At 67.1% G+C, this 18679-nt stretch carries 19 protein-coding genes and 1 tRNA gene; 6 read left to right on the forward strand and 14 right to left on the reverse strand.

Annotation, left to right across the window (positions count from 1 at the left end; genetic code table 11):
• Window positions 1-70 precede the first annotated feature (70 nt).
• Both ACH13J_RS09830 and mnmA read left to right on the forward strand, forming a co-directional pair.
• Window positions 71-147: transfer RNA gene (locus tag ACH13J_RS09830), tRNA-Ile, on the forward strand.
• A gap of 138 nt (window positions 148-285) precedes the next feature.
• Window positions 286-1422 (forward strand): tRNA 2-thiouridine(34) synthase MnmA, encoded by a 1137-nt coding sequence (gene mnmA, locus ACH13J_RS09835; protein ID WP_397543152.1) that lies wholly within the window; start codon window positions 286-288, stop codon window positions 1420-1422.
• Between the two features lie 14 nt (window positions 1423-1436).
• Here mnmA and lpxB read toward each other — a convergent pair whose 3' ends face one another.
• From lpxB to pyrH, 13 genes are all read right to left on the reverse strand, one after another.
• Entirely contained in the window at window positions 1437-2588 is a 1152-nt protein-coding gene (gene lpxB, locus ACH13J_RS09840) for a lipid-A-disaccharide synthase (protein WP_397543153.1), read from the reverse strand.
• A gap of 1 nt (window position 2589) precedes the next feature.
• The gene (locus tag ACH13J_RS09845; RefSeq protein ID WP_397543154.1) at window positions 2590-3396 is read right to left on the reverse strand and encodes an LpxI family protein; all 807 of its coding nucleotides are present in this window, start codon (window positions 3394-3396) and stop codon (window positions 2590-2592) included.
• Window positions 3397-3399: 3 nt separating this feature from the next.
• A complete protein-coding gene (gene lpxA / locus ACH13J_RS09850; protein WP_397543155.1) occupies window positions 3400-4206 on the reverse strand; it encodes an acyl-ACP--UDP-N-acetylglucosamine O-acyltransferase in 807 nt (268 codons plus the stop codon).
• A 4-nt stretch (window positions 4207-4210) separates the two neighbouring features.
• Entirely contained in the window at window positions 4211-4675 is a 465-nt protein-coding gene (fabZ, locus tag ACH13J_RS09855) for a 3-hydroxyacyl-ACP dehydratase FabZ (protein WP_397543156.1), read from the reverse strand.
• Window positions 4676-4745: 70 nt separating this feature from the next.
• Window positions 4746-5330, reverse strand: a complete 585-nt coding sequence (locus tag ACH13J_RS09860) for an OmpH family outer membrane protein (protein WP_397543157.1) — start codon at window positions 5328-5330, stop codon at window positions 4746-4748.
• A 2-nt stretch (window positions 5331-5332) separates the two neighbouring features.
• Window positions 5333-7660 carry an outer membrane protein assembly factor BamA gene (gene bamA, locus ACH13J_RS09865; RefSeq protein ID WP_397543158.1) on the reverse strand — a complete coding sequence of 776 codons (2328 nt, stop codon included), beginning with the start codon at window positions 7658-7660 and terminating at the stop codon, window positions 5333-5335.
• 210 nt (window positions 7661-7870) lie between these two features.
• Window positions 7871-7996, reverse strand: a complete 126-nt coding sequence (locus ACH13J_RS09870; protein WP_397543159.1) for a hypothetical protein — start codon at window positions 7994-7996, stop codon at window positions 7871-7873.
• A gap of 91 nt (window positions 7997-8087) precedes the next feature.
• On the reverse strand, window positions 8088-9440 hold the full coding sequence (rseP, locus tag ACH13J_RS09875; protein WP_397543160.1) for an RIP metalloprotease RseP: 1353 nt from the start codon (window positions 9438-9440) through the stop codon (window positions 8088-8090).
• Window positions 9441-9450: 10 nt separating this feature from the next.
• Window positions 9451-10623, reverse strand: coding sequence for a 1-deoxy-D-xylulose-5-phosphate reductoisomerase (gene dxr, locus ACH13J_RS09880; RefSeq protein WP_397543161.1), 1173 nt, complete (start codon window positions 10621-10623; stop codon window positions 9451-9453).
• A gap of 6 nt (window positions 10624-10629) precedes the next feature.
• Complete coding sequence (locus ACH13J_RS09885; protein WP_397543162.1) at window positions 10630-11397, reverse strand: phosphatidate cytidylyltransferase; 768 nt, start codon at window positions 11395-11397, stop codon at window positions 10630-10632.
• Complete coding sequence (locus ACH13J_RS09890; protein WP_397543163.1) at window positions 11394-12131, reverse strand: isoprenyl transferase; 738 nt, start codon at window positions 12129-12131, stop codon at window positions 11394-11396. Before ACH13J_RS09890 ends, ACH13J_RS09885 begins: the two co-directional genes overlap by 4 nt.
• Before the next feature lie 77 nt (window positions 12132-12208).
• Window positions 12209-12772, reverse strand: coding sequence for a ribosome recycling factor (gene frr, locus ACH13J_RS09895; protein ID WP_397543164.1), 564 nt, complete (start codon window positions 12770-12772; stop codon window positions 12209-12211).
• Between the two features lie 44 nt (window positions 12773-12816).
• Window positions 12817-13548: a UMP kinase gene (gene pyrH, locus ACH13J_RS09900; RefSeq protein WP_397543165.1), complete on the reverse strand. Its 732-nt coding sequence runs from the start codon at window positions 13546-13548 to the stop codon at window positions 12817-12819.
• A gap of 141 nt (window positions 13549-13689) precedes the next feature.
• On the opposite strand from pyrH, the gene miaA reads away from it, so the two are divergent.
• The 3 genes from miaA to ACH13J_RS09915 all read left to right on the forward strand — a co-directional run bounded on the left by miaA (window position 13690) and on the right by ACH13J_RS09915 (window position 17221).
• A complete protein-coding gene (gene miaA, locus ACH13J_RS09905) occupies window positions 13690-14577 on the forward strand; it encodes a tRNA (adenosine(37)-N6)-dimethylallyltransferase MiaA (protein WP_397543166.1) in 888 nt (295 codons plus the stop codon).
• A gap of 85 nt (window positions 14578-14662) precedes the next feature.
• Window positions 14663-15475 (forward strand): helix-turn-helix domain-containing protein, encoded by an 813-nt coding sequence (locus tag ACH13J_RS09910; protein WP_397543167.1) that lies wholly within the window; start codon window positions 14663-14665, stop codon window positions 15473-15475.
• 78 nt (window positions 15476-15553) lie between these two features.
• Window positions 15554-17221, forward strand: coding sequence for an ABC transporter substrate-binding protein (locus ACH13J_RS09915; RefSeq protein WP_397543168.1), 1668 nt, complete (start codon window positions 15554-15556; stop codon window positions 17219-17221).
• A gap of 113 nt (window positions 17222-17334) precedes the next feature.
• Here the strand turns inward: ACH13J_RS09915 and ACH13J_RS09920 are convergent, their stop codons facing one another.
• Complete coding sequence (locus tag ACH13J_RS09920; protein WP_397543169.1) at window positions 17335-17922, reverse strand: transglycosylase SLT domain-containing protein; 588 nt, start codon at window positions 17920-17922, stop codon at window positions 17335-17337.
• Between the two features lie 201 nt (window positions 17923-18123).
• Between ACH13J_RS09920 and ssb the strand changes: the two genes are divergently transcribed.
• On the forward strand, window positions 18124-18594 hold the full coding sequence (gene ssb, locus ACH13J_RS09925) for a single-stranded DNA-binding protein (protein WP_397543170.1): 471 nt from the start codon (window positions 18124-18126) through the stop codon (window positions 18592-18594).
• Window positions 18595-18679 lie beyond the last annotated feature (85 nt).

The raw sequence follows: 18679 nt of genomic DNA on the forward strand, positions 1-18679 counted from the left end.
TGCAAAACGGATCAACGCAGTCCGAAGGCCTTGACGCTCCCCCTGCCCGCGCCTACCAAAGCGTCAGGCCGGGCCTGTAGCTCAATTGGTTAGAGCAGAGCGCTCATAACGCTTTGGTTGGGGGTTCGAGTCCCTCCGGGCCTACCACCCGCGCCGGCCTTGGCTTGGGCGGCCCCGCGCACTTGACGCCGCGGCGGCACGGGACCATGTGCCAAGGGCTGGACCTTCGCGCGCGATCCGTGCCCGTGGCCGCCGCGTTTACTCTTGCCGACCGGAACACGACCCATGCCGCTTGATACCGAACTGAACTCCCTCGGGCTGCCCAAGGCCCCCGCCGACACCCGCGTCGTCGTGGCGATGTCCGGGGGCGTGGATTCCTCGGTCGTGGCCGCCAAGCTGGCCGAGGAAGGCTACGAGGTGGTGGGCGTCACGCTCCAGCTTTACGACCACGGGGCGGCGCTGGCCAAGAAGGGGGCCTGCTGCGCCGGGATCGACATTCACGACGCCCGCCGGGTGGCCGAGCAGCGCGGCTTTCCCCATTACGTGCTGGATTACGAGAACATCTTTCGCGAATCGGTGATCGACGAATTCGCCGACAGCTATCTTGCCGGGGCGACGCCCGTGCCCTGCATCCGATGCAACGAGCGCGTGAAGTTCAAGGACCTTCTGGAGACGGCCAAGGATCTCGACGCGGACTGCATGGCCACGGGCCACTATATCCAGCGCCGCATGGGGGCGCGCGGCCCCGAGCTGCACCGCGCGGCGGATGCCAACCGCGACCAGTCCTACTTCCTGTTCTCGACCACGCAGGAGCAGCTGGATTTCCTGCGCTTTCCCCTCGGGCATCTGCCCTCCAAGGACGACACCCGCGCGCTGGCCGCGCGCTACGGGCTGAGCGTGGCAGAAAAGCCCGACAGCCAAGACATCTGTTTCGTACCCAATGGCGACTATGCCAGCGTGATCGAGAAGCTCCGCCCCGGCGCCGCCGAGCCGGGCGAGATCGTGGACACGCAGGGCCGCGTTCTGGGCACGCATGACGGCGTGATCCACTACACGATCGGCCAGCGCCGGGGGCTTGGAATCGGCGGTCTGGAGGCGCCGCTCTACGTGGTGAAGCTGGACGTGGAAAACCGCCGCGTGATCGTGGGACCCAAGGAGATGCTTGCGACCCGCACCGTTCCCGTGCGCGAAATCAACTGGCTGGGCGATGCGCCCTTTGCCGGCGCGTCCGAGTGGCAGGTCTCGGTCAAGGTCCGCTCGACCCGTCCCCCGCGCGAGGCCATCATCCGGCCGCTGTCCGACATGGAGGCCGAGGTGGAGCTGCTCACGCCCGAAGAGGGCGTCTCACCCGGTCAGGCTTGCGTTTTCTACGAAACCGGCGGCACGCGCATCCTCGGTGGCGGCTGGATCTGGAAAGGCTGACACGGCGGCGGGGGTCAGCCCATCCGGTCCAGAACCGCCCGTGCCGCACGCAGCCCCGGCGCTTCGCCGCCTTCGCCCAGAAGGGTCATCGTGCGCCGCATCGCGGCCGGTTGGTCCCCGGGATCGTCCAGAAGATCGATGAGCGCCGGGGCAATCCGGTCGGGGCGGCAGTCGGCCCCCAGGAGTTCCGGCACGACCCGGCTGTCGGTGACGAGGTTGACAAGCGTCAGCGTGTCCACCCGCAGTATCCGGCGCAGGATCTCGCGGCTGACACGGTTCACGTCATAGGCGATGAGCATAGGGATACCAGCCGCCGCAAGTTCCAGCGACACGGTCCCGGAGGCGGCCAGCGCCCTGTCTGCAGCGCCGAAAGCCGCCCTTTTTTCCGCAAGATAGGCGCCATAGCTCATCTCGTCGGGAGCGACGATAACCGGGCGGCCGGGCCAGTCCGCGGCCAGTGCGCGCACCTGAGCGGCCCGCGCGGCCGTGGCGGGCACGACAACGCGCAGCGTCGGGCGCCGGCGGCATACCTCGCGCAGCGCCGCGCCGAAGAGCGGGGCCAGCTGCGCCACCTCGCTTCGGCGTGATCCCGGCAGCACCATCAGCAGCGGCGCGTCGTCGATCCCGTGGCGGGCGCGGAACGCGGCGGCCTCTTCCCCGGTGGCCTGCGGCTCGCTGACAACCGGATGGCCAACGAAATCGCAGGCCATTCCCGCGGCCTCCATGTAAGGCGGTTCGAAAGGCAGCAGCGCCAGCACGTGGTCGATATAGGCGGCCATCCTGTCCGCGCGTCCGGGCCGCCATGCCCAGACCGAAGGGGCCACGTAATGCACCGTGCGCACCGCGCTGCGCGCACGCACCTGCCGGGCCACGCGAAGACAGAAATCCGGGCTGTCGATGGTGATGAGAACGTCGGGGCTTGCCTCCAGCACGGCCTCGACGGTCTGGTTCAGGCGCCGGCGCAGATGCGGGTAGCGTTTCAGAACCTCGATCAGCCCATGCACGCTGAGATCGTCCATGGGAAAGAGGGACTCCATGCCCTCCGTCTCCATCATCGGGCCGCCGATGCCAGTGAACTCGACCTCGGTCATCGACTTGAGACCGGCCATGAGCGCGGCGCCCAGCCGGTCGCCCGAGGCTTCGCCCGCGATGACGAAGACGCGCATCTCAGAGCGACCGGGAGACGAGGAACAGGCCGCTATCACGCAGCGCGGCCAGGGTAGCCTCGCGCTCGAGGATCATGACGCGCCCAGCCTCGACCGCCAGCCCGGCCAGACCGGCGCCCGCGGCAGCGGTCACGGTGCGCGGCCCGATGGCGGGCATGTCGATGCGCAGATCCTGCCCCGCCTTGGCGGCCTTGACGCAAACGCCGCGGTGGCCGCGGCGAAACTTCGCCTCCGTTCCTGCGACGAAGGACAGCAAAGCGTCGGTGCCCTGCACCGTCTCGATCCCGAGGCACTGGCCGCCGGCCACGACGCAGCCCTGCCCGATATCCAGCGGCGCGATGCCGTGCAGGATCCGGGATGCGCGGGCGATGTCGGCCTCCTCGGACGGCCCCGGTGCGGGACCGATGGCAAGCCCCGCCTCCGCCACGAGGCCGGGCACGACCTCGTGCGCGCCGACCACGGAAAAGCCCTGTTCCTCGAAGACCTTCAGAACTGTCCTCAGCAATGCGTCATCGCCTTCGGACATCGCCGACACGAGCCGCGGCGCGAGCGCCGCCATGTCCGCGTCAAACGCCGCCGGGTCGAGCGCGGGCCGCGCCAGCGAGCCTGCGAACACGACACGATCCACCCCTGTCGCCCTCATCGCCGCGAAAAGCGTGCCAATCTTCTCCAGCCGGTGCCGCTCGGACCGCGGGGCAAGGTCGCTCGGGATGCCCTCCAGCGTGATGACCATCGCCTCCGGCGCGGCCTGCGCGACCTCGACGGGGAGCTTGCCTGCGCAGGCGATGATGGCCAGCCGTCCCGCCACGGCTCAGGCACCCGGCCCCGGCGTCAGGAAGGACCGGTCGCTGCCCGCGGTGACGAAGTCGACGATCTGGCGCACATAGGCGCTCTGTGTCTCTTCCCCCAGACGGCGGGCGCGCTCCTGGAAGCTGCCCTCGCCCTGCGCCAGCATCTGGAAGGCGGCGCGCAGCGCGGTAATGTCGTCGCGCTTGACGCCCCGGCGCTTGAGCCCGACGAGGTTGAGGCCGTCCAGCTCGCCCCGCGGGGCCTGCACCAGACCGTGGGGTATGACGTCGTTGGTCACCATGGTCACGGCCCCGATGATCGCGCCCTGCCCGATCCGGACGTACTGATGGACGCCGGACAGACCGCCGATGATGACATCGTCCTCGATCACGCAGTGGCCGGCCAGCGCGGCGTTGTTGACGATGATCACGCGGTCACCCACCCGCACGTCGTGCGCGACATGACAGCCGGCCATGAAAAGCCCGTCATCGCCCACGCGGGTGGTGCCGCCACCGCCCTCGGTGCCGGTGTTCATGGTCACGTGTTCGCGGATCCGGTTGCGCGCCCCGATCACAAGCCGGGTCTTTTCTCCGCGAAACTTCAGATCCTGCGGGATTTCCCCGATACAGGCAAAGGGAAACACGATCGTGTCGGCGCCGATCTCGGTCTCGCCAGAGACCACGACATGGGATTTCAGGATGACACCGTCGCCAAGGCGCGTTTCGGCCCCCACGTGACAGAAAGGTCCGATCCGACAGCCCTGCCCCAGCTCGGCGCCGTCTTCCACCACGGCGCTCGGGTGCACCTGCGTTTGCGGGCGCGTGCTCATGCGGTCACTCCTCGGGCAGGTCCATCATGGCGGTAAACTCCGCCTCGGCGGCCAGTTCCCCCTCGACTTCGGCCACGCCCCGGAACTTCCAGACCTTCGCGCCGGGCTTTCCGCGCAGCGTTTCCACCCTGAGTTCCAGCACATCGCCGGGCGCGACCATGCGGCGGAACTTGGCCCGCTCGATCGACATGAAATAGACCAGCAGGTTGCGGTCCTCCATGCCGAGCGCGACCCCGACCATCACCGCAGCGGTCTGCGCCATCGCCTCGGCGATCGTGACGCCCGGCATGATCGGCTTTCCGGGGAAATGCCCCTGGAAGTGCGGCTCGTTCATGGTCACGCACTTGATCCCGCGGGCGCTGTGAAAGCTGTCTATGTCAACGACGCGGTCAACGAGAAGGAAGGGATAACGATGGGGAATCAGCCGCTGGATCAGCTGGATATCCGCAGTCTTCAGCGGCTCTGTCATGATCGGTCCTTTCGCTCGGCGCCTCAGCGGTGTCCCTAGCAAGCCACCGCCGCGCGGGCAAGCCGCACGGCTATTGCTCGGCGTCCCGGCCCGGCTCGGGCAAGGTTTCGGGCCCCTTGCCGATCACCTCGTCGATCCGCGCGATGGCTGCATCGGTCACGTCGACCACGTCGGCCCTGAACAGCACGGTGCGGGCATCCAGCACGACGACGCCACCGGCCTTTTGCATGACTTCGGTCAGGACGGGCTCGACGGACCGCAGAAATGCCAGCGGCAAGCGCTCCCGTTCCCGTTCGAGGTCGCGGGCGCGGCGTTCGCTGTCACGGCGGATCTGCTGCACCTTGGAATCGAAGGCATCGGCCAGATCGCGGAATTCCTCGGGCGATGTCTCGTCGCGCTGCTCGGTCAGGCGTTTCTCCTCCGCCTCCAGCTCGGCCTCGAGCTTGCGGTTGCGGGCGGCCAACTGCTCGCGCTTTTCCTGATGCTCGGCAAGCATGCGCTTGCCCAGACGGGTTTCCTCGAACAGGCGCTCGGGATCCAGCACGAGGATCTCGCTCTGGACCACGCCGATGCCCTGGGCCATCGCGATGGGCGCAAAGACGGGCAACAGGGCAAGGGCAAGAACCGTGGCGATCAGGCCCCTGGGGAAGGTCACGCTCAGAAGTCCGATCTAACCGAGAAGTCGAAGTTGCGCTCAATGTCGCCCGGCTCTTTCTCGAGCGCGTGGGAGAAGTCCATGCGGATCGGGCCGAAAGGTGACTCCCAGAACAGCGACAGGCCCACCACGTGGCGCGGCTTGAAGCTGGCCGAACGGACGGCGGGCGGCACGACCGAGTCCACGCCCCAGATTGCGCCCACGTCGTAGAACGCCCCGCCCGTGACGCCGAGCTCGTCGGGCAGGCCAATCGGGAATTCGGCCTCGAACTTGGCCACGGCATATGCCTTTCCGCCGAGGTGCTCGGTTCCCTGGATCGGCCCCATGCCATTGGCGTCGAAACCACGCATGACCTGCTGCGTGTACCTGTCCACGGCGCGCAGCCTTGTGCCGTTGCGGGGCTCGATCGCACCGCCCTCGAGGATACCGCGCAGCGTGACATCGCCCCGCATGACGGTGGTTTCACCCAGAAGGCGGATATTGGACTTTATGTATTCCTGATCTCCGCCGAGCCCGGCGACCTCGATCCCCGTGTCGAGCAGAATCCCCGCGTCGCGGTTCAGGCCCTTGTCGCGCGTGTCGAGCACGTAGCGGTATCCCAGTGCGCTGGCGAACTCGCCCCCAAGCGAGGATTCGAAGGCAAGGGTCGGCGAGGTGCCGGTATAGTTGTCCATCTCGGAATACCGCGCGCTGTAGTACAGCGTAAGGTCCGCCACCTCGTTGAGCGGGAAGGTCAGCCCAGGGCGGAACGTGCCGGAGGTGGTGTCGTAGTTGCTGTTGAACCCATCGGTTTCGACGAAGGAGGACTGGAACGAGAAGGCGACATCACGCCCGAGGAAGGCCGGCTCGACGAAGTTCAGGCTGTAATTGGCCGTTTCGTCCGAGAAGGACAGCTTGGCCGACAGAGTCTGGCCGCGGCCAAGGAAATTCCGCTCCTGGAAACCAACCGAGATCCCCAGCCCGGAGTCGGCCGAGAAGCTGGCGCCGAAGGTCAGCGAGCCAGTGGTCTTTTCCTCCACGTTCACATCGACCACCACCTGGTCGGGGCGCGACCCTTCCCGCGCATCGACTTCCGCGTTGCTGAAATAGTTCAGCGCGCGGATGCGTTCTGCGGCCTCGCGGATTTCGCGGGGGTTGAAGGGGTCGCCCTCGACGGTGTCGAACTGGCGGCGGATGACCCGGTCGAGCGTTGTCGTGTTGCCCTCGATGTCGATCCGTTCGACGAAGACGCGGGGACCGCGCACCAGCATGAACTCGACGTCCAGCGTCAGTTCCCTGTCGTTGCGCGTGATCCGCGGCTCGACGCGGAGGAACTCGACACCCTGTGCAACGCCCAGGCGTTCCATCCGCGCGATGGCGTCCTCTACCAGAGAGGGCGAGTAGACGTCGCCGCTGTCCATGCGCAGCACGTCCTCGTAGGCGCGCGGGTTGGCACCGGATATCTCGCTGGTCACGCTGATCTCGCCAAAGCGGAACTGCTGGCCTTCCTGAACGTTGAACGTGACGAAGTACGCGTCACGCTCGCGCGTGAGTTCGGCGTTGGTTCCGGTCACGCGGAAATCGACGTAGCCGCGCGACTGGTAGAAATCGGTCAGCACCTGGCGGTCAAAGGCGAGGCGGTCCTCGACGAACGTATCGCGCGAGATCAGCGCGCGCAGCAGCCCCGCCTGCTTGCTCTCGACAACCCGGCGCAGGCGGCGGTCCGAGAAGACCTTGTTGCCGACGAAGCTGACACGCTGGATCTCGATGCCCTTGCCCTCGAATATCTCGAACACGAGATCGACACGGTTCTCGCTGCGGCGAATGATCTTCGGCGTGACGCGGGCCGCGACGCGACCGTTCTGCACATAGGCCTCCGAGATCCGCCTGGCGTCGCGCTCGGCCTTGGCCGGGTTGAATACCTGCCGTGCGCGGCTTTCCACGATGCCGGACAAGTCCTCGTCCTTGATCTTGCGATTGCCCTCGAAGGCGATCTCGTTGATCGTCGGATACTCGACCACGCGGATCACCAGCCGGCTGCCGCGGGGCTCGATTTCCACCTCCTCGAACAGACCGGTATCAAGGATGCGCTGATAGGCCTCGTTGAGCTGGCCGGCCGTGACCGTTTCGCCCCGCGCGATGCCGGCATAGGTCAGGATGGTGCCGGGTTCGATCCTCTGGTTGCCCTCGATCGCGACCGAGGTGAAGCGATACGTCTGCGCGTCGGCGCGCTCGGGGGCGATCATGCTTGCCAGCATCACAAGAACGACAAGCAGACCCTTGATCGCCAAGGACTTAATCGCGAATTCATACGCGCGGCGCCCGGCCCGCCAGACGGTCAAGTCGATCATGATCAAACCCAGTCAGACATCCCAATATAGGCTGTCAGTAACCTTTAATCCCAAACTTGTCAAAGTAGCAGTGGGCAGATTTCGTGGGTGTTGCACACGGGACCACCAGCCGAGCGGTCCCGGCCAACCAGTGACCGCAAACGAGAAAGCCGGGCAGCGGTCCTGCCCGGCCTTGTCCAAGCATGTTTTCGGCCCGCGGGGCGACGCGGGTCAGAGCGATCCGATGTACGCGCCGGCCAGAAGCGCAAGCACGATCGTGGCCAGATAAATGAGCCGGTCCCAGTTGACCGTCAGAAGCACGCCCAAACCGCGATAGCCGCCAGTGATCTGTTCCATGGTGTCTCGCCCAGTTCCGTTCGACGCCTAACCTGATCGGAAAATGTGGCGTGGACGAGGCCGGGATTGTGACGATTTCAGGGCGCCGGTATCACGGGCAGAAAATGTCGTTGGTCAGCGCAAAGGCCATGATGCCCAGCACGAACACCAGCCCCACCGTCATGAGCGCCCGCAGGACCGCGTCGCTTGGCGGTTTGCCGGCTACGGCCTCGTAGGCGTAGAAGACCAGATGCCCGCCATCCAGCACCGGGATCGGAAACAGGTTCAGCAGGCCGACAGCCGTCGAAAGCACGGCGATGAACCAGACGAAATTGCCGATTCCCTGGCTTGCCATGGCGCCCGACACCTCGGCGATGCCGATGGGGCCAGACATGTTGCAGCTGCTGATCGCGCCCGTGACCATGTGATAGAGGCCCGACAGCGAGTTCTCGATCACCAGCCAGACCTGCACCGTGCCGTTGCCGATGGCCTCGACCGGGCCGAGACGCTCGGTCGCCGGTTCGAAGGCCAGCCCGCCGGCGATGCCGATCCGCCAATGTGTCTCGAACCCGCCCTCTTCCTGCGGCTCGTCGACCCGGCGCGGCGAGAGCGTGAAATCCAGCACCGTGCCGTCCCGCCAGACATCGAGCTGGAGAGGCCGGCCACCGGATGTCTCGACGATCTCCTTGAGCTGGGAAAAGGCGACGATGTCCTGGCCGTCGACGGCAACAATCACGTCGCCCGGGCGCAGCCCGGATGCATACGCGGCGGACTGGGGGGCGATCTGGGTCGCCAGCGGCGGCATCGGGAACGGCCCCTTCGCCGTCGTCTCGGACCCGTCGCGGCGCACCTGGTAATCCAGCAACGCTTGCCTGGGCAGGCTGTCGACGAAATCGGAGAATGCCTCGGGCGCGTCGGGGTCGCGTTCGGGCACCTGCTGGTCTGCTATGCGCAACAGCGCATCGCCCGGCTCCAGCGTGATCCCGTCCACCGGCAGGGGCCGCACCTCGTCCACGGTGAGGGGATCGGCCATCTTGCCCTGTGCCATCATGACGCCGCCGAAAACGAGGATCGACAGCACGAAGTTGAACACCGGACCCGCCGCCACGGTCGCCGTGCGCGCCCAGAGCGGCGCGCCGAGCATGGTATGGCGTTTCTGCTCCTCGGGCATGTGTTCGACGCTCTCGGCCGCCGTGCCGCTCGCGGCGTTGGAATCGCCCATGAACTTGACGTAGCCGCCGAACGGCAGCGCCGCGACCTGCCAGCGCGTGCCGCGCCTGTCGGTGCGCGCCCACAAAACGGGCCCGAACCCGAGCGAGAACACGTCCGCCTTGATCCCGCACCACCGGCCGACGATGTAGTGGCCGTATTCATGGATGGCGACGATCACGGACAATGCCACGATGAATGCAAGCACCGTCATGAAAACGCCGCCGAATTGTGGGATCAGGGAAATCGGGTCCACCCGTGTCCTCCTAGCCTGCTGTTTCCTTCACCACCGCGTCGGCGCAGTCACGCGCGCGGTGATCCGCCTCCAAAACCCTATCGAGGGTCAATCCGTCTAGATTGGGGCCCGCGTCTGACGACATACGGGCGAGCACCTCTTCGACAACCTCTGACATATGCCGGAATCCGATATGTCCAGCAATGAAGTGATCGAGCGTGCGTTCCTTGGCCGCGTTGAACACCGCGCCCGCCGCTCCGCCCGCCGCCATCACCTCGCGGGCCAGCCGAAGGGCGGGATATCGTGCCATGTCCGGCGCGCGAAAGGTGAGCTGGCCCGCGGCGGCAAGATCGAGCCGCGCAACCGGCAGGTCGCGCCGCTCGGGCCAATGCAGCGCGTGGCCGATGGCATGGCGCATGTCGGGTGGGCCGACATGTGCCATGAGCCCGCCATCGCGAAAACCCACCAGCGCATGCACCAGCGACTCGGGGTGGACCAGCACCTCTATCTGGTCGGGGGCAAAGCCGAAGAACTCGCGCGCCTCGATCATCTCAAGCGCCTTGTTGAACATCGAGGCACTGTCGATGGTGATCCGCTGTCCCATCTCCCAGTTGGGGTGTGTGGCGGCCTGTTCCGGCGTGGCATTGTCCAGCGACTCCAGCGGCCAGTCACGAAAGGCGCCACCGCTCGCGGTGATGATGACGCGCTCCACCGCCGAGGAGTCCTCGCCGCGGAGCGCCTGGAAGATCGCGGAATGCTCGCTGTCCACCGGCAGGATTTGCGCGCCGTGGCGGCGCGCCGTCTCCATCACCAGCGGTCCGGCTGCCACCATGGTTTCCTTGTTGGCCAGCGCCAGCGTCGCGCCCTGCTCGAGCGCGGCCATGCCCGGCCGCAGACCGGCCGCACCCACGATGGCCGACATCACCCAGTCGGCGGGGCGCGCCCCGGCCTCGACCAGCGCCGCCCGGCCCGCCGCGGCCTCGGTCCCGCTGCCCGCCAGTGCCGCGCGCAACTCGTCCAGAAGCTCGTCATGCGCTGTGACGGCGATATCGGCGCCAAGGGCACGCGCATCCGCGGCCAGCCGTTTGATGTTGCGGCCGCCCGTCAGCGCCACGACCTTGATGCCGGCGCTGTCGCGGCGCAGCAGGTCCATGGTGTTCTGACCGATCGAGCCGGTCGCGCCCAGTATCGAAACCCGTTTCATGCGCCCCTAGAAAATCAAGCCGAGTGACCAGAAGATAGTCGCCAGAACGGCCGCGCCCAATAGCGCGTCGAATCGATCGAGAACGCCGCCATGGCCGGGGATGAGGTCCGAGCTGTCCTTGACGTCCATCCGGCGCTTGACGGCGCTTTCACCGATATCCCCCAGCTGGCCGGCCAGCGCCACCGCCACCGACACCGGTACCAGCCATGCCCCCCCGGCGCCGGCGGCGAACACCGCGCCGACCAGCGCGGCGGCGGCCCAGCCGGCAAGCGTGCCGCTCCATGTCTTCTTGGGGCTTACCGCCGGCCAGAACCGCGGCCCGCCAAGCATCCGCCCGGCGAAGTAGCCAGCCACGTCGGACGCGACGACCACGCCGACGAGCCAGGCCATGCCGGCAAATCCCGTCGCGTCCCGCAGAACGACAAGGCCAAAGGTCGCGAGAACCACCCAAAGGTAGAGCCCCAGGCAAAGCCCCTTGTCGTGCGCCGCCCGCCCGGCGCCGACCAGCGCCGCCGCGCCCATCAGCGGCAGCGCGAACATTCCCGGCAGCAGCCATGCCAGCGCGACCGACACGGCGGCCAATGCCCCGTCGGTGCGCGGCGACGGCGAGCCGAACATGCGCCCCGCCTCCCAGATCATCACGCCGCAGGCCGCGCAGGCCGCCAGCGCGAACACCCAGCCCCCCAGCCAGAGCGCGGCACCCCCGGCCACCGCAAGCGCCATCCCCGAGAGCACGCGCGGCATCAGGTCGTGCCATCGCCGCGCGTCGTTCATGCGGTGACGGCCCCGAACCGGCGCTCGCGCGCGCCGTAACTCTTGAGCAGGTTGGTGAATATCTCGCGGGTGAAATCCGGCCAGAGCGTGTCGATGAACTCGTACTCGGCATAGGCGGATTGCCACAGCAGGAAATTGGAGATGCGGGCCTCGCCGCTCGTGCGGATCACCAGGTCGGGATCGGGCAGCACATGGGTATCAAGGTATCTCGGCAGCGTCTCCTGGTCCACGTCTTGCGGTTTCAGCCGGCCCGCGGCGACATCCTCTGCCAGCCGCTTGGTCGCGCGCGAGACCTCGTCGCGGCCGCCGTAGTTCAAGGCGATCGTCAGGTTGGTGCCCGTGCAGTGGCTGGTCATCTGCTCCGCCTCGTCCATGAGCGCGCGCAGCTTGGCATCCAGCCGGGGTCGGTCGCCGATGAAGCGCACGCGCACGTTCTCCCGCACGAAGTCCTGCATTTCCTTCATGATGTAACGGCGGAAGAGACTCATCAGACCGGCCACCTCGGCCTGGGTGCGTTTCCAGTTCTCGGTGGAGAAGGCAAAGATCGTCAGGTACTCGACCCCGAGATCGGGGCAGGCCGTCACGATTTCGCGCACGCGGCGCGCCCCGGCGTGATGGCCAAAAAGCCGCGGGCGGCCCCGCGCCTGTGCCCACCGCCCGTTACCGTCCATGATGATCGCGACGTGGCGCGGGCCGCCTTGCGCGGGGGGCGGTGTCTTTGCGTTTCGCGCCATGGTCTCGCTCCTGTGGTTTTCCGGCCGACCGGGGGCGTGCCGGTTCATCGCCCGTTCGCGGTTCGATCACGTGCAGGTCAGACCTGCATGATCTCGGCCTGCTTGTGCTCCAGCGCCTCGTCCACGGCGGAGATGTACTTGTCCGTCATCTCCTGCACCTCGTTTTCCCAGAATTTCTGGTCGTCCTCGGACAGGCCGTCGGCCTTGGCCTTCTTGATGCGGTCCATGCCGTCGCGCCGGACATTGCGGATTGCCACGCGCGCGTGCTCGGCATATTGCGATGCGACCTTGGTCAGTTCCTTGCGCCGCTCCTCGTTCAGCTCGGGGATGGGCAGCATTATGATCGTGCCGTTGGTCTGGGGGTTGATGCCAAGTCCGCTTTCGCGGATGGCCTTCTCGACCTTGTTCACCAGGCTCTTGTCCCAGACATTCACCGTCACCATCCGCGGTTCGGGCACGTTGATCGTTCCGACCTGGTTGATCGGGGTCATCTGGCCGTAGGCCTCGACCTGAACGGGTTCGAGCATGCTGGACGAGGCGCGGCCCGTCCGCAGCGAGGCAAATTCCGTCTTGAGCGAGTTCATCGCACCGTCCATCCGGCGTTGCAGGTCGTCGGTGTCTAGCTCGAAATCGTCCGCCATGGCTGTTTTCCTTCTCGCGGTCGGGGGTTTCGTCCTGTTTAGCCTCAGCCGTGCACGGTTGTATAGGTGCCCTGCCCCGAAAGGATGCTGCGAAAGCCCCCGGGTTCGTCCAGAGAGAACACGATGATCGGCAGGTTGTTGTCACGGGCCAGCGCGATGGCGGAAGCATCCATGACCTTGAGGTGCTGGGCCAGCACCTCGTCATAGGTGACCTCCTCGTAGCGCTTGGCGCCCTCGTGCTGGACGGGGTCCATGTCGTACACGCCATCGACCTTCGTTCCCTTGAAGATCGCCTCGCAGTTCATCTCGTTGGCGCGCAGGGTCGCGGCCGTGTCGGTGGTGAAATAGGGATTGCCGGTGCCGGCGGCGAAGATGCACACGCGCTTTTTCTCCAGATGGCGCACGGCCCGGCGGCGGATATAGGGTTCGGCCACCTCGTCCATGCGGATGGCCGAGATCACGCGGGTAAAGACGCCCAGCCCCTCCAGTGCGCTCTGCATGGCGAGCGCGTTCATGACCGTGGCCAGCATCCCCATGTAATCGGCCGTCGTCCGTTCCATTCCCTGCGCCGATCCCTGCAGACCGCGGAATATGTTACCGCCGCCGATCACCATGCAGACCTCGACCCCGAGATCGTGCACGGATTTTACCTCGCGGGCGATACGCTCCACCGTCGGCGGATGCAGGCCGTAGGCCTCGTCACCCATCAGCGCCTCGCCCGAGATCTTCAGCAGCACGCGGCGAAAGGTCGTGTCCGGTGAGGCGGTGTCTGACATTGGATGAGGCTCCGTTTGCGCCGGGCTGGCAATCGCGCGCAAAATGTCGGAAAAGCGGGACGGGTTCAATCCGTCAAACCCGCGCGTGTGCGATAATCCTCGCACCCCTTTCCGGCAACCAGAGGTCCAGCGACTCCCGCCATGCCCCTGCCCCCGCTGTCAGACCTGCCCGCCGACATGCCGGTGCTGATCGCCGGACCAACGGGCTCAGGCAAGTCGGACCTCGCCATGGACATCGCCGAGAGGCGGGGCGGCGTGGTTGTCAACGCGGACGCGATACAGGTCTATGCCAACTGGCGCGTGCTGACCGCGCGCCCCGCGCCAGAGGACGAGGCGCGCGTGCCGCACCGGCTCTACGGTCACGTCGCGCACAACGAACCCTACTCGGCCGGTCGTTGGCTGCGCGAGGTGGCGCCATTGCTCGCCGGGCCGGACCGGCCGGTGATCGTGGGGGGCACGGGGCTCTACTTCTCGGCACTGACCGAGGGGCTTGCCCAAATTCCCCAGACGCCCCGCGACATCCGGACCCGCGCCGAGGCACTGCTGGCGGCGGGCGGCATCGAGGCGTTGCTGGCCGAGCTGGACGAACGCACGCTGTCCCGCATCGACCGAAAGAACCCGCGCCGCGTGCAGCGGGCTTGGGAGGTGCAGCAAACCACGGGCCACGGGCTTGCCGCGTGGCAGGATGCGACGCCGCCGCCGCTGCTGCCCGCCGACGCGTGCCTGCGGATCGTGATCGACGCGCCGAAGGAGTGGCTGAATCAGCGCCTGGCGGCGCGGTTCGACCGGATGCTCGATCTGGGCGCTCTTGACGAGGCGCGCGAAAACCTGCCCCACTGGTCGCCCGAGGCCCCGTCCAGCAAGGCCATTGGCGCGGCAGAGCTCATCGCCCACCTGCGCGGCGAGATCAGCCTGCCGGCCGCGCGAACGGCCGCCATCACCGCGACGCGGCAATTCGCCAAGCGTCAGCGCACGTGGTTCCGCGCCCGGATGAAGGGATGGCACCGGGTTTCTGCACAGGAAATTTAGAAATTCCCACGGATTTTACTTTGTTCCGGGCACGATTCCTGCAAACATTGACGAAACGCGACCATACAACAAGGCAGGCCCGCCCTTGGCCAACCATGCGCAGATCATGACCATCGCCCAGTGGACGGGCGCGGGCACGTGGCGCGCAGAGCTGCCCCACAGCAGCGAACAGCACGCCCTGATCTGGATCACGCGGGGTCAGGGGCGCTGTCTGGTCGAGGGGGTTCTGCGCGGTCTGGGGGTCCACACCGCGCTTTGCATCCCTGCCGGACGGCTTTTCGCACTGGAGATGGGCAAGCAAGGCTTCGGGACGGTCTGCACGGTGCCGGCGGGCGGCCCCGTCCTGATGCCGGACGAACCGTTGCTGCTGCGCATCCGCGACGTGCGCGCGCAGGCGGAGCTGACGGCGATCCTCGAGGGGATGCAGCGCGAGCAGAACAATGACCGCGTCTTCGTCGACGAGGCGCTGGACGCCCACGCCACGCTTCTGACGGTCTGGTTGCGGCGCGCGATCATCGACCAGACCGAGGACCGGCCAGAGCTCAGCGCCGCGCAGCGGCTGGTCATGGCCTATTCCGCCCTGATCGAACGCGACCACGCCACCGGCAAGCCGATGTCGGAGTATGCGCGCGCGCTCGGGGTGACGCCCACGCATCTCACCCGTGCCTGCCGCGCCAGCGCCGGCATGACCGCGTCCGAACTGCTGACCCGCCGTATCGTCCACGCGGTGCGCGACCTGCTTGAAACCACCGACCATCCGGCCAACCGCGTGGCCGCGATGCTGGGATTTCGCAGCGCCGCCTACTTCTCGCGGTTCGTGCTCCAGCATACGGGTCACACGCCGACGGCCCTGCGCCGCGCCGCCGCGAAAAGCAACACCACCGCCCGACGGCGCTGATCGCGGCGGCGCGACGGTCTTGCGCTCGGCCCGCCGGCGTCCCAGACTGAGGCGAAGGCTTTCGCCGAAGGAGTAGACATGTCCCCACGCCGCACCGCCGCGCCCCGCCTTCACCCCGCCGCCCCGGCACTTGGCGAGGAATTGCGGCGCGGGGCCATCGGGCGGCGCGAATTCCTCGTGCGCGCCACAAGCCTCGGCCTTGCACCCGCAGCCGCCTACGCGCTCGGCGGTCTCCTCCAGCCGCGCACCGCGCGGGCGGACCCCGCCCGCGGGGGCACCCTGCGCATCCAGCAGAACGTCAAGGCGCCCAAGGATCCGCGCACCTATGACTGGAGCGAGCTTGGCAACCAGACGCGCGGTTTCCTCGAATACCTCGTGGAATATCGCGGCGAGGGCGTGTTCCGCGGCATGTTGCTGGAGGGCTGGCAGGTCAACACCGACGCCACGGGCTACGTGTTGCGCCTGCGCCGCGGCGTGGAATGGAGCAACGGCGACCCCTTCACCGCCGCCGACGTGGCACGCAATCTCGAACGCTGGTGCGACACGCGGGTGGACGGCAATTCCATGGCGAGCCGTTTTTCCGGCCTGATCGACCCGGCGACGGGCCAGCTGCGCGCTGGGGCCGTCACGATCGAGGACGACCACACCGTCCGGCTGTCGCTGTCGGCCCCGGACATCTCGGTGATCGCGAACATGTCGGACTACCCCGCCGCCATCACGCATCAGAGCTATGACGGCGGCGATCCCTTCGCGCACGGGATCGGCACCGGCCCCTTCCGCCCCGTTGAACTCGTCCCGGGCGAACGCTGCGTGCTGGAGCGGGACACCCGCCGCCCGTGGTGGGGCAGCGACATCTTCGGCGGGCCATACGTGGATCGCGTGGAGTTCCTGGATTACGGCACCGACCCGGCAAACTGGGTGGCCGCCGCCCGCGCGGGCGAGGTGGACCTGCTCTACGAATCGGTGGGCGATTTCATCGAGGTGCTCGACAGCATCGGCTGGGTTCGCAGCCGGGCGGAAACGGCCGCGACCACCGTGATCCGCGGCAACCAGACATCCCGGGTGGACGGCGCGCGCCCCTACGGCGACCGCCGCGTGCGCCGCGCCCTCGCGCTTGCGGTCGACAACGCGATCTGCCTCGAGCTGGGCTATGCCGGGCGCGGCAGCGTGGCCGCCAACCACCATGTCAGCCCGGTGCATCCCGCCTATGCCGATATCGGTCCCGCGCGCTACGACCCCGCGGCGGCGCTTTCGCGGATGCGCGACGCCGGCATGGACGGGTTCGAGCACGAGCTGATCACGATAGACGACGAATGGCAGCGCAATACCGGCGACGCGGTCGCCGCGCTGATGGCCGACGCGGGGTTGAAGGTGCGCCGCAGGATCCTGCCCGGCAGCACGTTCTGGGACAACTGGAAGAGCTTCCCGTTCTCCTCGACCGAGTGGAATCACCGCCCGCTGGACGTTCAGGCGCTGGCGCTGGCCTACCGGTCCGACGCCGTCTGGAACGAAACGGGGTTTGCCAATGCCGAGTTCGACGCCTTGCTGGGGCAAGCCATGTCACTGAGCGATGCCGACACGCGGCGCGGCGTGATGGCGCGCATCGAAACCCTGCTCCGCGAGGAAGGGGTCATCATCCAGCCTTACTGGCGGGCACTGTATACCCATCACGTGCCGGGGCTGTTGAACGCCGGCAAGCATCCCTCGCACGAGATCCATCTCTACGCGATAGGCTTCGCCGCCTGACCCGGCGGCTGCGCCCGCCGGGTTTCTTCTTGGTCGAAATACCCCGGGGGAGTCCGTGAAAATCCATGATTTTCACGGACGGGGGCAGCGCCCCCGCGCGCGGTGCGGCCGCGTCAACTGCCCCAGATCACTTTCACGTAGTTGCGGGTTTCCTTGTAGGGGGGGATGCCGCCATGTTCCTCCACCGCCCGTGGCCCCGCGTTGTAGGCTGCCAGCGCCAGACGCCAGGACCGGAACGTGCGGTATTGCTGCGCGAGGTAGCGGGCCCCGCCATCGAGGTTCTGGTAGGGATCGTGCGGGTTGACGCCGAGGCGGGCCGCCGTGTCGGGCATGAGCTGAGCCAGCCCGATCGCGCCCTTGTGCGACAGCGCCTTGGCGTTCCACGCCGACTCCTGCTGTACCAATCTCAGGAAAAGGTCCTGGGGCACGCCATGGCGCTGCGCCGCTGCCTTGGCCATGGTCAGGTACTGCCCCTTGTAACGACCGTCATAGGTTTCGGGCGTGCCCCATTTCGTCGGGGTGACGAACTTGGTCGGCTCAAGCTGCACGGATGCGTTGGTCTTCAGCCTTGCCCGTTTTTCCAGCACGCCTGTCTGCGACCGGAACACCTGTTTCTTGTTTCCGGAACCGAAAATGTCGGCGGTCGCCGCAGCGGGCAGCACGACGAGCGCACTCACCAGCGTTGCCATCAGGATCCGCATCACTGTCCTCTTTCCCCCGCGAGGTTGCGGCGCACACTATACCCGTTTTCGCGCGGATTTCCAGACCCGGCGCCCGCGGCGCGTCACGCGGCGCCCGCGCCACCCGGTGCGGAAGGTCTCGGGTTACGGCGAATTTTACCTTTCCTTCACCCGCATGCGATGGTGTAACCAGCACAGACTCGAAAACCGCAGGAGGGCGCGATGGCCGGATCAGTCAACAAGGTAATCCTCATCGGCAATCTGGGCCGCGACCCCGAGGTGCGCACGTTCCAGAACGGCGGCAAGGTCTGCAACCTTGCCGTGGCCACGTCCGAGACATGGAAGGACCGCAACACGGGCGAGCGGCGCGAGAAGACCGAATGGCATCGCGTCGCGATCTTCAACGAGGCTCTGGTGCGGCTGGCCGAGCAGTACCTGCGCAAGGGCTCCAAGGTCTATCTCGAAGGTCAGCTCGAAACCCGCAAATGGCAGGACCAGTCGGGACAGGACCGCTACACCACCGAGATCGTTCTGCGCCCCTACAAGGGCGAGATGACGTTCCTTGACGGCCGCGATGGCGCGGGCGGCGGCGGGGATGGTGGCTATGGCGGCGGCGGCTATGTCGGCGGCCCCTCGCAGGATGCGCCGCCGCAGAGCCCCTCGCGCGATTACGACGACGAAATCCCCTTCTAGGCCGCGCGCGCGGCGCAGCGACACGGCGACATGGCCGGCCTGCGCCATGTGGCACCGTCGCGCTTTTGGTCTGGCCATTCCTCCC

It is taken from the genome of Roseovarius salis (genome assembly GCF_044472985.1).
GTDB lineage: Bacteria > Pseudomonadota > Alphaproteobacteria > Rhodobacterales > Rhodobacteraceae > Roseovarius > Roseovarius salis.

Excerpts from the sequence above, each read along its gene's own strand:
- dxr (WP_397543161.1), bottom strand. The coding sequence starts at position 10,623 with ATGAAACGGGTTTCGATACTGGGCGCGACCGGCTCGATCGGTCAGAAC.
- ssb (WP_397543170.1), top strand. The coding sequence starts at position 18,124 with ATGGCCGGATCAGTCAACAAGGTAATCCTCATCGGCAATCTGGGCCGC.
- lpxA (WP_397543155.1), bottom strand. The coding sequence starts at position 4,206 with ATGAGCACGCGCCCGCAAACGCAGGTGCACCCGAGCGCCGTGGTGGAA.
- fabZ (WP_397543156.1), bottom strand. The coding sequence starts at position 4,675 with ATGACAGAGCCGCTGAAGACTGCGGATATCCAGCTGATCCAGCGGCTG.
- frr (WP_397543164.1), bottom strand. The coding sequence starts at position 12,772 with ATGGCGGACGATTTCGAGCTAGACACCGACGACCTGCAACGCCGGATG.
- ACH13J_RS09870 (WP_397543159.1), bottom strand. The coding sequence starts at position 7,996 with ATGGAACAGATCACTGGCGGCTATCGCGGTTTGGGCGTGCTTCTGACG.
- ACH13J_RS09885 (WP_397543162.1), bottom strand. The coding sequence starts at position 11,397 with ATGAACGACGCGCGGCGATGGCACGACCTGATGCCGCGCGTGCTCTCG.
- pyrH (WP_397543165.1), bottom strand. The coding sequence starts at position 13,548 with ATGTCAGACACCGCCTCACCGGACACGACCTTTCGCCGCGTGCTGCTG.
- ACH13J_RS09920 (WP_397543169.1), bottom strand. The coding sequence starts at position 17,922 with ATGCGGATCCTGATGGCAACGCTGGTGAGTGCGCTCGTCGTGCTGCCC.
- mnmA (WP_397543152.1), top strand. The coding sequence starts at position 286 with ATGCCGCTTGATACCGAACTGAACTCCCTCGGGCTGCCCAAGGCCCCC.
- ACH13J_RS09915 (WP_397543168.1), top strand. The coding sequence starts at position 15,554 with ATGTCCCCACGCCGCACCGCCGCGCCCCGCCTTCACCCCGCCGCCCCG.
- bamA (WP_397543158.1), bottom strand. The coding sequence starts at position 7,660 with ATGATCGACTTGACCGTCTGGCGGGCCGGGCGCCGCGCGTATGAATTC.
- miaA (WP_397543166.1), top strand. The coding sequence starts at position 13,690 with ATGCCCCTGCCCCCGCTGTCAGACCTGCCCGCCGACATGCCGGTGCTG.
- ACH13J_RS09890 (WP_397543163.1), bottom strand. The coding sequence starts at position 12,131 with ATGGCGCGAAACGCAAAGACACCGCCCCCCGCGCAAGGCGGCCCGCGC.
- lpxB (WP_397543153.1), bottom strand. The coding sequence starts at position 2,588 with ATGCGCGTCTTCGTCATCGCGGGCGAAGCCTCGGGCGACCGGCTGGGC.